The organism is Pseudoduganella sp. SL102 (assembly GCF_027856995.1).
Classification (GTDB): domain Bacteria; phylum Pseudomonadota; class Gammaproteobacteria; order Burkholderiales; family Burkholderiaceae_D; genus Rugamonas; species Rugamonas albidiflava.
Map to the genome: position 1 here is coordinate 6,838,947 of NZ_CP115554.1, position 12,051 is coordinate 6,850,997.

The following is a 12,051-nucleotide window of genomic DNA, read 5'->3' on the forward strand; positions in this document are numbered from 1 at the left end:
GCAAAAGAAAAAGGCCTGTCTCTCGACAGGCCTCCATATAGAACGTATTACTTCAAGCTGAACATCAATCCCAGTTCAGCGCCCCACCCGTCTGGTACTCGGTCACGCGCGTCTCGAAGAAGTTGCGTTCCTTCTTCAGGTCGATCATCTCGCTCATCCACGGGAACGGGTTCTCGTCCTGGTCGAACATCGGCTCCAGGCCGATCTGCACGGCGCGGCGGTTGGCGATGAAGCGCAGGTAGCCCTTGAACATGGCCGCGTTCAGGCCCAGCACGCCGCGTGGCATCGTGTCTTCGGCGTAGCGGTACTCCAGTTCCACGGCTTCCTGGAACAGCGCCTTGATTTCGTCGCGGAACTGCGGGGTCCACAGCAGCGGGTTTTCCAGCTTGATCGTGTTGATCAGGTCGATGCCGAAATTGCAGTGCATCGATTCGTCGCGCAGGATGTACTGGTACTGCTCGGCGGCGCCGGTCATCTTGTTCTGGCGGCCCAGCGCCAGGATCTGCGTGAAGCCCACGTAGAAGAACAGGCCTTCCATCAGGCAGGCGAACACGATCAGCGATTTCAGCAGCTTCTGGTCGCTTTCGATCGTGCCGGTGGTGAAGGCCGGGTCGGTCAGCGTATCGATGAACGGGATCAGGAACTGGTCCTTGTCGCGGATCGACTTCACTTCGTTGTAGGCGTTGAAGATTTCCTGCTCGTCCAGGCCCAGCGATTCCACGATGTACTGGTAGGCGTGCGTGTGGATGGCTTCCTCGAACGCCTGGCGCAGCAGGTACTGGCGGCATTCCGGCGCCGTGATGTGGCGGTAGGTGCCCAGCACGATGTTGTTGGCGGCCAGCGAGTCGGCCGTCACGAAGAAGCCCAGGTTGCGCTTGACCAGGCGGCGCTCGTCTTCCGACAGGCCGTTCGGGTTCTTCCACAGCTCGATGTCGCGCTGCATGTTCACTTCCTGCGGCATCCAGTGGTTGGCGCAGCCGGCCAGGTACTTGTCCCAGGCCCACTTGTACTTGAACGGCACCAGCTGGTTGACGTCCGTCTTGCCGTTGATGATGCGCTTGTCCTCGGCGTGCACGCGGTGCGAGATCTGCTCGGCGGTGGCTTCCGGCTCGGCGGCGCCCTGGCCGCTCTGGCCCATCACAGGAGCGGCGGCAGGTTTCACCACGTCATCTTCCCAGTTCAGCATAGTGTTTTCCTTTGTTTGTGATGGAAACCGCCCCGGGCGGTTTCCTGTCTATATCAGATGGCGACTCGGCGGCGCCGAGTCAAGAAGCTGTCGGCAACCTTATTGGCAGGCTTCGCACTCTTCGAAGCCCGCATCGCCCGGACGGAGGTAGCACGCGGCACCTTCCTGCACTTCCTGCACCGTGGTCGGCGCGGTGTGCGTCGGCACGGCCGTGCCGGCGGCGGCGGTCGCAGAACCGGCAGCAGCGGCCGAGGTCGAGTCGATGGCGGCCGGCGACACGGCGTTCAGCGCGCCCGTCTTCGAGGTCGACTTCTCCATGTGCGAAGCGGCGATCGTGCGCAGGTAATACGTGGTCTTCAGGCCGCGCAGCCATGCCAGCTTGTACGTCTCGTCCAGCTTCTTGCCGGATGCGCCGGCCATGTAGATGTTCAGCGACTGGGCCTGGTCGATCCACTTCTGGCGGCGCGACGCGGCTTCCACCAGCCAGGTCGGCGACACTTCGAAGGCCGTGGCGTAGATGTCGCGCAGGTCTTGCGGCACGCGGTCGATCTTGGACAGCGAACCGTCGAAGTACTTCAGGTCGGCGATCATCACCTCGTCCCACAGGTCGCGCGCCTTCAGGTCGCGCACCAGGTAGGCATTGATCTCGGTGAACTCGCCGGACAGGTTCGACTTCACGTACAGGTTCTGGAACGTCGGTTCGATGCAGGCCGAGACGCCGATGATGTTCGAAATGGTCGCGGTCGGGGCGATCGCCACGCAGTTCGAGTTGCGCATGCCGAACTGCTTGATGCGCTCGCGCAGCGGGGTCCAGTCCATCGACGACGACATGTCCTGCTCCAGGTAGCCGCCGCGCTCTTCGAGCAGCAGCTTCACGGAGTCTTGCGGCAGGATGCCGCGGTCCCACAGCGAACCCTTGTACGAGGCGTACTGGCCGCGCTCTTCGGCCAGCTCGGTCGAGGCGTAGTAGGCGTAGTAGCAAACCGCTTCCATCGACGTATCGGCGAAGTTCACCGCCTCTTGCGAAGCGTACGGCACGCGCATCATGTGCAGGCAGTCCTGGAAGCCCATCACGCCCATGCCCACCGGACGGTGGCGCATGTTCGCGTTGCGCGCCTTGTCGACGGCGTAGTAGTTGATGTCGATGACGTTGTCCAGCATGCGCATCGCGGTGCGGATGGTCTTTTGCAGCTTCACATGGTCGAGCTTGCCCTCTTTCATGTGCGCCGGCAGGTTCACGGAACCCAGGTTGCAGACGGCGATCTCGTCCGGGCCGGTGTTCAGCGTGATCTCGGTGCACAGGTTCGAGCTGTGCACCACGCCCACGTGCTGCTGCGGCGAACGGATGTTGCACGGATCCTTGAAGGTGATCCACGGGTGGCCCGTCTCGAACAGCATCGACAGCATCTTGCGCCACAGGTCCAGCGCGGCGATCTTCTTGAACACGCGGATTTCGCCGCGGGCCGCCGCGGCTTCATAGCCGAGGTAGGCTTCTTCGAAGGCCTTGCCGACCTTATCGTGCAGGTCCGGCGTTTCGGACGGCGAGAACAGCGTCCAGTCGCCCTTTTCCATCACGCGCTTCATGAACATGTCGGGAATCCAGTTCGCCGTGTTCATGTCGTGCGTGCGGCGGCGGTCGTCGCCGGTGTTCTTGCGCAGGTCGAGGAATTCCTCGATGTCCATGTGCCAGGTTTCCAGGTAGGCGCACACGGCGCCCTTGCGCTTGCCGCCCTGGTTCACGGCCACGGCCGTGTCGTTGACCACTTTCAGGAACGGCACCACGCCCTGAGACTTGCCGTTGGTGCCCTTGATGTGGGCGCCCAGTGCGCGCACCGGCGTCCAGTCGTTGCCCAGGCCGCCCGCGAATTTCGCCAGCAGCGCGTTTTCCTTGATGGCGTCGTAGATGCCTTCCAGGTCGTCGGAGACGGTGGTCAGGTAGCACGACGACAGCTGCGAGCGCAGCGTGCCGGAGTTGAACAGCGTCGGCGTCGACGACATGAAGTCGAACGAGGACAGCAGGTTGTAGAACTCGATCGCGCGCGCTTCGCGGTTTTCCTCGTTCAGCGCCAGGCCCATCGCCACGCGCATGTAGAACGCCTGCGGCATTTCGATGCGCACGTCGCGGATGTGCAGGAAGTAGCGGTCATACAGCGTTTGCAGGCCGATGTAGCCGAACTGCAGGTCGCGGTCGGCGACCAGCGCCTTGGCCAGCTTCTGCAGGTCGAACTCGGCCAGCTTCGGGTCAAGCAGCTCGGCGGCGATGCCCTTGGCCACGTATTGCGGGAAGTACTCCACGTAGGCCGCGGCGGCTTGCGCCTGCGGGGTTTCCTTGCCGAAGACTTCGCGGCGGATCACGTGCAGCAGGATGCGGGCGGTAACTTGCGTGTAGGCCGGGTCCTTTTCCATCAGCGCGCGGGCAGCCAGGATGGCGGACTTGTACAGCTCTTCGACGGGCACGCCGTCGTACAGGTTGCGGAACGTCTCGGAGAGGATGGCGTCGGCATCGACGTGCTTTTCCAGGCCGGAGCAGGCGGCATCGATCAGGTCGCGCACTTCCTGCACCACCAGCGGGCGGCGCTGGCCATTCTCGGTCACATGCAGTTCCGGCTCGGCGATGCCGGCGGCGCCCGCGGCGGCCTTCTTGGCACGGCGCTCTTCCATCTGCTTGGCGCGGTACAGCACATAGGCCTTGGCCACGTCGTGCTCGCCGGAGCGCATCAGGGCCAGTTCCACCTGGTCCTGCACGTCTTCGATATGGAACGTGCCGCCGGAAGGCTGGCGGCGCACCAGGGCATTCACCACGTTGTCCGTCAGCTGTTCGGCCAGGTCGCGGATACGCGCGGACGCTGCGGCCGGGCCGCCCTTGTCCGTCTGCACGGCCAGGAAGGCCTTGGTCATCGCGACCTTGATCTTCGATGGCTCGAAGGCCACGACGGCGCCGTTACGGCGGATGATGCGGTAGTCGCCCATGGCTGCTGCGGTGGCCAGGCCGCTGGCCGGCTGCGCTGCGGCGGCTGGAACTTGCTGGGCGGACTGCGTGGTGATGTCTTGGTTCGATTGCATGTGTATTCAGCTCCCGATTAGTTGTTCGGAACAAATTCTTTCGCCACAAAAAAACGAGATAAGAATGGCAATGCCGGGGCCCTCGAAACAGATGTTCGAATGACTCTCCGGTTGCCGGTTCTTGCCCGGTGGCTCATGTGTGGTGCGGTATCGGGTGTGGGCCCTGGCGCTATCGAAGAGATGCCTGATCACAACAAAGTTATCAACGCAGTTATCAACTGGGTTATCAACTGAGTTATCAACCGAAATCGCCAAGTTACCCACCAGGTTATCCACCTGAGCACTAGATTTAGTGCACCACACAATCTATGACACTAATTGTAGTGAGCGAGGATGCGCGCGACAAGCGTTACGACCGGATATTTTTGCCAGAATGCCTAATAATTCTATTGACTTTTGAAGCCTTCGATAAGAACAGGCGTTCTTTGGTAAGCAAGCGCTAACCGCGCAAATGTGCTAGCCATGCAAGCTTGCCCAAGCTTTCAGCAATGGTCGCCACGACGCCTCCCCGGGTTGCTTTATGATACCGCCAGCGGTGCCCGCCAGCTTCGAAGCAACGAGTGCCGGACATTTCCCCGCATGCATTCGCCGGGAAAAATGCCGGCCCCCGGTCCCGGCCCGGCAGGCAAACACCGGTGTCCGGCACCAGGCTTCCAGGTACGTCTGGTTTACCCCTCGGGCTCCTGGATGCCCAGTTTCTGCATCTGGTAGCGCAACTGCCGGAAGCTGATCCCGAGCAGTTGCGCGGCCTGGGTGCGGTTGTACTGGGTCTGGTCGAGGGCGCGCACGATGATCTCGCGCTCCACCCGCTCGAGGTACGCGGGCAGGTTCGACGGCAGCACGGAAAGGTCGGGCAATGGCGGCATCCGTTCGCCGGCCGGTGCCGGTGCGGGGGACACCAGCGGTACCGGGGCCTCGACCGGAACCGAAGCGGCCGGCGCGGGCGCCGGAGTCGCCGCCTGGGGTTCGGCCAGCCTGGCCCCCTTCAGCGCCAGGTCGGCCACGCCGATCACGCCATCGTTGGAAAACGCCAGCGCCCGTTCCAGGATGTTTTCCAGTTCGCGCACGTTGCCGGGAAAGCTGTAGCCGCGCAGCGCATCGAGCACGCCCGGCCCCAGGGTGGCCGGCGGGCCGCCCGGCGCGCTCAGCCGGGCCAGGATCGCGTCGGTCAGCACCGGCAGGTCGTCGAGCCGCTCGCGCAGCGGCGGCAGCGACAGCTCGATCACGTTCAGCCGGTAGAACAGGTCCTGGCGGAACTTGCCCTGCTCCACGCAGCGCGCCAGGTCCTGGTGCGTGGCGCTGACGATGCGCACATCCACCGGTTCCTCGGCGGTGGCGCCGATCTTGCGCACGCGCCGCTCCTGGATCGCGCGCAGCAGCTTGACCTGCATCGGCAGCGGCAGGTCCGCCACCTCGTCGAGCATCAGCGTGCCGCCGTTGGCGGCCTGGAAGAAGCCGTCGCGCTCGTCCGCTGCGCCCGTGAACGCGCCCTTGCGGTAGCCGAAGAATTCCGCCTCCATCAGCGCCTCGGGAATCGCGCCGCAGTTCACGGCGATGAACGGCTTGTCGGCGCGCGCGCCCTGCGCATGGATTTCGCGGGCGGCCAGTTCCTTGCCGGACCCCGATTCTCCCGTGATGGCGATCGGCGCCATCGAGCGCGCCAGCCGGGCGATCTGCGCGCGCAGGGCCTGCATCGCCGCCGACTGCCCCTTCAGGCGGCTGTCCACCGTGCTCGGCACCGCCGGCCCGGAAGGCACATTCAGCTTCAGTGCCGACTGCACCATCATGCGCAGCTGGTCGAGCTGCAGCGGCTTCGTCACGTAATCGAAGGCGCCCGCCTTCAGCGCCACCACGGCGTTTTCCGCGCTGCCGAACGCGGTCACCACGGCCACCGGCAGGTTGCGGCCGCTGGCGGCGATCTCGCGCACCAGGTCCAGGCCCAGGCCATCGGGCAGGCGCATGTCCGTCAGCACCAGGTCGTACTCGTGGGCGCCCAGCTGGGCGCGCGCGCTGCGCAGGTCGGCCGCGCCATCCACGTCCAGGCCCATCTTGAGCAGCGTGATTTCCAGCAGGTCGCGCAGGTCGTCTTCGTCATCGACCACCAGTACGCGGGGGGAGGTACTCATGTCGGCTCTTCTTCTCTTGACGGGTGCGCGAACGTGATGACGAACCGGCCGGAAGACAGCGGCGCGGCCACCGGCCCGGCATCGAGGCGGTATTCGTAGTCCAGCATCGCCTCGTTGTTCAGGCACAGCTCGCGCGCCAGGTACAGCCCCAGCCCCGTGCCCTTCGACGAGGTAGTGTAGAACGGTTCGAACAGGTGGGCCCGCACCTCAGGGGAGATGCCGGGGCCGTCGTCCTGCACGTGCAGTTCCGTCGGGCGGCCCGGCACCTGCACCACGAACAGCCGGATCGACGACGGCTGCCGGCTGGCATAGCGGATCGCATTGCCGAGCAGGTTGAGGAGCACTTCGCGCAGGTGCAGCGGATCGAAGCGCACCGTCACGTCGCGCACCCGGGCCACGTCGAGCACCTGCGGATCGAGCCGGTGTGTTTCGTCGAATTCGGCCTTCAGCTCGGCGACCAGCGCGGCCAGCGCCAGCGGCTCGTCGTGCACGTGCGCCTTGCGCGACAGTTGCAGGATGTCTTCCACCATCCGGTTCACGCGCGCCACGTTGTCGCCGATGATCTTCAGCAGCCGGGCATGCACCGGCGTATCCAAGTCCTCGGCCAGCAGCGAGTTGGCATGGCCGATCGCGGACAGCGGGTTGCGCACCTCATGCGCGATGCTGGCGGTGAGCCGGCCCATCGACGCCAGCTTCAGCTGCTGCGCCTGGTTTTCGATGGCCGTCACATCCTGCAGGAAGATCACGTTGCGCTCGGTGCCCAGTGCCATCGTGTCGGCGGCCGCGAAACGCACTTTCAGGTGCGCTGCCAGGTCGGCCCGCACGCTCCACGCCGTGGTCGGGTCCTGCAGTGCGGGATCGGTGTACGGCTTGACGGTCACGTAGACGGTATGGCGGGCCGGGTCGGCGCGCCAGTCCTCGTAGGCTTGCGCGACCGGATGCAGCGAGGGCATCGCGCCCAGCCGCAGCCCCAGCGCGCCGGACAGGCCGAGCATCTGGCGCGCCGCCGGGTTGCCGGCCAACAGTTCGCCATTCGGCCCGACCACCACGATGCCATCGCCCGCCTGCGACATCACCAGCCGGTTGACGGCCTGCTGCACGCCGATCTCGATGCCGCGCTGTACCGCCAGCTCTTCCTGGTTGATCAGCCGCGCCGCCATGCGGTTCACCACCAGCACGGCGGCAAAGAAGGCCGCGCCATACAGGCCGGCCTGCAGCACGGCCTTGTCGCCATCGCCTTCCAGCGCCCGCCAGATACTGTCGGCCAGCATGAACAGCGACGCCAGCGAGGCCCAGAACAGGGCCAGCACCAGCGGCGCAAGGATCGCGCACCCGGCCAGCGGGAACAGGTACAGAATGCCCAGGCCGCTGCGCACGCCGCCACCCGCTGTATACAACAGCGAGATGACGACCAGGTCGCAGGTGACCTGGGACAGCAGCTGGAGCATGAACCGGCGGCGCCACCAGGCCGCCGTGAGCGCGAACAGGACCGCCAGGAACAGGTAGAACGCGCAGGTTTGCGCGTACAGGAAGCCGCCGGTCGATGGCAGGCCGCGGCTGTCGAAGCTCAGGTAGGCGAGCAGCACCAGCGCAATGACGACGCGCGTGGCGTTGAGCGTTTGCAGCGAGCGCCAGAACGTGTCGCGGGCCGCCGGGGACAGCGCCGGCAACGCGCCGGCCGCCTGCGCCCCCGCACTGAATCCCCTGTCGATCACCTGTCGATCACCTGTCGATCACCTGTGTTCCGGCCGTTGCGCGGACCGCCGGTTCATTTCAGCGGCGCGTGCGCGGGGCTGCAGTAATCGCGCCCGTTGGCGGGCACGTTCTCCGATGCCGGGAAATGCACGCCGCAATGGGCGCAGCACAGCATGGCTTCGGGCGGTGTCACCTGCCGCGAAGTCGAAGCATTCGCCTGGCGCTGCTGCTCGCGCTGTTGCTGCTCCCACTGCTGCTGCTGCCGCCGCTGCGACGCCTTCAGCTTGGAACGGATGGCGAAATACACCAGCAGCGCAAGCGCCAGCCAGAACAGGATACGTGTCATGCGAAACCTCGGTGTAGCACTACTTCCAGAACAAAACGGCTGCCGACGTAGGCCAGCAGCAGCGTGGCGAATCCCGCCAGCGTGAACGACAGCGCCGTCTTGCCGCGCCAGCCGCGAAAGTGCCGGCCGGCCAGCAGCGCCGCGAACAGTACCCACGACAGCAGCGTGAACACGGATTTATGGTCCCATTTCAGCGCCTGGCCGAACAGCTGCTCGGAAAAGACGATACCGGACAGGACAGTGAGGCTGAGCAGCGCGAAGCCGAAGCCGATCAGGCGGAACAGCAGCTTTTCCATCGTCAGCAGCGCCGGCAACTGGTCCAGCGCGGCGGACAGGAACGTGACTTGTTCGCTGCGGGTGTGCAGCCGCGATTCCTGCAAGGCCATCAGCACGGCATGGAAGGCGGCGATCGTCAGCGTGCTGTAGGCCAGCGTGGCGATCGCGATATGCCAGCCGAACATCGGCGAGCGCCCTGCCAGCGCTATCAGCGCGCCGGGGAACAGGGCCTGCAGCGCGCAGGCGATGGCGGCGCACGGCATCACCATGCGGCGCAAGCCATCCAGCGAGAAATTGCGGTTCTCGATCCAGTAGGCGCCCACCGAGATCCACAGGGCGGACGACAGCATCGCCGCGAAGCCGAGGCGCAGCGAGCCAGGCACCACCACATCCATCCACAGGCCCGCGCCATGCACCAGCCAGGCCAGCGCCGTGCCGGCGGCAATCGGCCTGGCCTTCGCGGCAGGCAACAGGGCGCACACGATGTACAGCAGCGCGGCTGCGATCAAGAGAATGGTCTGCATCCGCGCAGTTTACACTAACGCGGCCATGCCGACCGGTGGGCAAAAGCGCCGAAGTCCGGTGTCTGACACCATTTTCCAAGGGAAAATGGTAAGACACCGGTTTTCCTGGAGCCTGCCGATCGCGCCGATCATGCGAAAACCGGTGTCGGACAATTTTTCTGGAAACACCATCCAGAAAAAATGTCCGACACCAGGGCCAACGCTAATCCACCGCCGCCAGCCGCAGCTCGTCGTGGTGATGCCGCTGCTGCTCTTCCATCACCAGCTGCCCCAGCTCGCGCTTCAAGCCATTGAAATCGGCGCCGGCGGGGTCGCGCAGGCGCGGCAGGTCGACCAGGATGTCGCGCTTGATCGTGCCGGGCCGGTAGGTCATCACCACGATGCGGTCGGCCAGGTAGATCGCTTCCTCGATCGAATGGGTGACGAAGATGATCGTCTTCTTCAGTTCGGACCAGATGCGCAGCAGCTCGTCCTGCAGGTTGCGGCGGGTGAGCGCGTCGAGCGCGCCGAACGGTTCGTCCATCAGCATGATCGGCGAATCGAGGGCCAGCACGCGGGCGATCGCCACGCGCTGGCGCATCCCGCCGGAAAGGTCCTTCGGATAGCGCTGCCGGAAGTCCGCCAGCGACAGCATCGCCAGCAGCTTGTCGACGGTGGCGCGGATCGCCGCTTTCGGCTGGCCCTTGATTTCCAGGCCGAAGGCGATGTTGTCCTCGACCGTCATCCACGGGAACAGCGCATATTCCTGGAACACCATGCCCCGCTCGGGGCCGGGCGCGGTGACCGGCTGGCCGTCGGCCGTGATGGTGCCGGTGGAAGGCAGCGCGAAGCCGGCCACCGCGTTCAGCAAGGTCGACTTGCCGCAGCCGGAAGGGCCCAGCAGGCAGACGAACTGGCCGCGCGGGATGGCCAGCTCGATATCCTGCAAAGCCACGACTTCGCGCCCGCCACCGGTGGCGAACACCTTGCTCACGCCCGATACGACGATGTGCGCATCGTTCTTTTCCAGGTCCATGTCAGTTCTCCAGGCCGCGGTGCCAGCGCAGCAGGTGGTTGTTAAGGCGGTTCACGCCCACGTCGATGGCCAGCCCGATCACGCCGATGGTCAGCATGCCGGCAATGATCTTGTCGGACCAGAAGTACTCGCGTGCCTCGGTAATGCGGAACCCCAGCCCGTTGCTGACGGCGATCATCTCGGCCACGATGACGACGATGAACGCCGTGCCGATGCCGATGCGCACGCCCGACAGGATATACGGCACGGCCGCCGGCAGCATCACGCGCAGGAACAGCGTGCTGCCCGAGGCGCCCAGGTTGCGCGCCGCGCGGATATAGATGCCGTCGACCTGGCGCACCCCGGCGATCGTGTTCATCAGCACCGGGAAGAACGCGCCCAGCGCGATGAGGAACACGGCCGGCGGGTTGCCCAGGCCGAACCACAGGATCGACAGCGGAATATAGGCGATCGGCGGAATCGGCCGCAGCAGCTGCACCAGGGGATTGAGCCAGGCATACACGCGCGGGCTGGCGCCCATCGACAGGCCGATCGGCAGCGCCAGCCCGGCACCGATCAGGAAACCGACCGCCACTCTATATAGAGAGCCCAGCGAATCGTGGATCAGCTCCCCGGAAAAGGCCCACGCCAGCCACGATTGCGTGGCCGGGTCGTGCGGCTGCAGCGGCAGCAGGTACTCGACCCACTTCGTCACCACCGCCCAGGGCGACGGCAGCACCTGGGGATTGACCCACCCCATGCTGGAAAACAGCTGCCATGCGGCGATCAGGACCACCGGCACCACCATGCCGATGCCGGCTTCCCGCCAGTCGATGCGCGCCATGCCGCCCCCTTACTTGATGCCGAGGCTCTTGCGGGCCCCCTCCAGCAGGTCGGTCTTGACCCAGTCCTTTGCCACCGGCGGCCGGCTCATGCGGCCGACGCCGGTCTTCACCATCACGTCGGTCGTGGTCTGGATGTGTTCCACCGAAATGTCGTGCACATAGGGTGAATTGCCGATCGCGTCCTCGAAATCGTCCTTGGTGATCTGCCCCTTGAACACCACTTCGCGCACATATTTTTCGGCCACGGCCTTGTTGTCGATGAAGGTCCTGGTCGCTTCGACGAAGCAGCGCATGAATTTCTCGGCCACCGGCCGGCGCTCCTTGTAGAATTTTTCCGTCATCACCATGGTGCGCACTGGCTCGCCGATCGGCGTGTTGTACGGCTTCATGATCTCGTTGCCGAAGCCCTTGTTGATGGCTTGCGAGGACTGGGGTTCGGATTGCATCATCGCGTCGATGTTCTTGCCCAGCAGCGCCTGGTTCAGGTCGGCGTAGGCCAGGAACACCAGGCGCACGTCCTTGCCCGGCTGGTCGGAAGCGGTGAGCCCGGCCTGCTGCAGCTCGGCCAGCAGCAGCACTTCCTGGATGCCGCCGCGCGTGACGCCCACGCGCTTGCCTTTCAGGTCCCTGATCGACTTCATGGCCAGGTCGGTGCGGCCGACCAGCCGCGCGCCGCCCTTGGCGAAGCCGGCCACCACGTAGATCGGCGCCCCGCCGGCGCGGCCGGAGATGGCCGCCTCGGACGCCGTGGCGCCCACGTCGAGTTCACCGGCAATGATTGCCTGCATCACGTCCAGCCCCTTGGCGAACACGTGCTCCTCGACCTTGATGCCGCACTTCGGCGCGATTTCCTTGATATAGGAAACCGCCCCGTAGTGGGCGAACTTCAGGTTGCCCAGCCTGACCACGTCCTGCGCCTGCGCACCCTGGACCGCGCCGAGCGCCATGCCCGCCGTTACCACCATTGCCACCATCGACTTCAGCTTCATCCGCGTC

At 65.2% G+C, this 12,051-nt stretch carries 9 protein-coding genes; all 9 read right to left on the bottom strand.

Annotated elements, in window-relative coordinates; all coding sequences use genetic code 11:
* Positions 1-64: 64 nt before the first annotated feature.
* Positions 65-1,186 carry a ribonucleotide-diphosphate reductase subunit beta gene (locus tag OU994_RS28970; protein ID WP_281608710.1) on the bottom strand — a complete coding sequence of 374 codons (1,122 nt, stop codon included), beginning with the start codon at positions 1,184-1,186 and terminating at the stop codon, positions 65-67.
* A 99-nt stretch (positions 1,187-1,285) separates the two neighbouring features.
* Complete coding sequence (locus OU994_RS28975; RefSeq protein ID WP_281608711.1) at positions 1,286-4,249, bottom strand: ribonucleoside-diphosphate reductase subunit alpha; 2,964 nt, start codon at positions 4,247-4,249, stop codon at positions 1,286-1,288.
* A gap of 668 nt (positions 4,250-4,917) precedes the next feature.
* Positions 4,918-6,375, bottom strand: a complete 1,458-nt coding sequence (locus OU994_RS28980) for a sigma-54 dependent transcriptional regulator (protein ID WP_281608712.1) — start codon at positions 6,373-6,375, stop codon at positions 4,918-4,920.
* A complete protein-coding gene (locus OU994_RS28985; protein ID WP_281608713.1) occupies positions 6,372-8,090 on the bottom strand; it encodes a PAS domain-containing sensor histidine kinase in 1,719 nt (572 codons plus the stop codon). The genes OU994_RS28980 and OU994_RS28985 overlap by 4 nt, the downstream gene beginning before the upstream one ends.
* A 53-nt stretch (positions 8,091-8,143) precedes the next feature.
* A complete protein-coding gene (locus OU994_RS28990) occupies positions 8,144-8,416 on the bottom strand; it encodes a PP0621 family protein (RefSeq protein WP_131143918.1) in 273 nt (90 codons plus the stop codon).
* On the bottom strand, positions 8,413-9,216 hold the full coding sequence (locus OU994_RS28995) for an inner membrane protein YpjD (RefSeq protein ID WP_131143917.1): 804 nt from the start codon (positions 9,214-9,216) through the stop codon (positions 8,413-8,415). The genes OU994_RS28990 and OU994_RS28995 overlap by 4 nt, the downstream gene beginning before the upstream one ends.
* Positions 9,217-9,418: 202 nt before the next feature.
* Complete coding sequence (locus tag OU994_RS29000) at positions 9,419-10,231, bottom strand: ABC transporter ATP-binding protein (RefSeq protein WP_281608714.1); 813 nt, start codon at positions 10,229-10,231, stop codon at positions 9,419-9,421.
* Between the two features lies 1 nt (position 10,232).
* The gene (locus OU994_RS29005) at positions 10,233-11,054 is read right to left on the bottom strand and encodes an ABC transporter permease (protein WP_131143915.1); all 822 of its coding nucleotides are present in this window, start codon (positions 11,052-11,054) and stop codon (positions 10,233-10,235) included.
* 9 nt (positions 11,055-11,063) lie between these two features.
* Positions 11,064-12,029, bottom strand: a complete 966-nt coding sequence (locus tag OU994_RS29010; RefSeq protein ID WP_281611747.1) for an ABC transporter substrate-binding protein — start codon at positions 12,027-12,029, stop codon at positions 11,064-11,066.
* Positions 12,030-12,051 lie beyond the last annotated feature (22 nt).

Coding starts and splice junctions, on each gene's coding strand:
- OU994_RS28980 (WP_281608712.1), bottom strand. CDS start 6,375: ATGAGTACCTCCCCCCGCGTACTGGTGGTCGATGACGAAGACGACCTG.
- OU994_RS29000 (WP_281608714.1), bottom strand. CDS start 10,231: ATGGACCTGGAAAAGAACGATGCGCACATCGTCGTATCGGGCGTGAGC.
- OU994_RS28970 (WP_281608710.1), bottom strand. CDS start 1,186: ATGCTGAACTGGGAAGATGACGTGGTGAAACCTGCCGCCGCTCCTGTG.
- OU994_RS28975 (WP_281608711.1), bottom strand. CDS start 4,249: ATGCAATCGAACCAAGACATCACCACGCAGTCCGCCCAGCAAGTTCCA.
- OU994_RS28995 (WP_131143917.1), bottom strand. CDS start 9,216: ATGCAGACCATTCTCTTGATCGCAGCCGCGCTGCTGTACATCGTGTGC.
- OU994_RS29010 (WP_281611747.1), bottom strand. CDS start 12,029: ATGGTGGCAATGGTGGTAACGGCGGGCATGGCGCTCGGCGCGGTCCAG.
- OU994_RS29005 (WP_131143915.1), bottom strand. CDS start 11,054: ATGGCGCGCATCGACTGGCGGGAAGCCGGCATCGGCATGGTGGTGCCG.
- OU994_RS28990 (WP_131143918.1), bottom strand. CDS start 8,416: ATGACACGTATCCTGTTCTGGCTGGCGCTTGCGCTGCTGGTGTATTTC.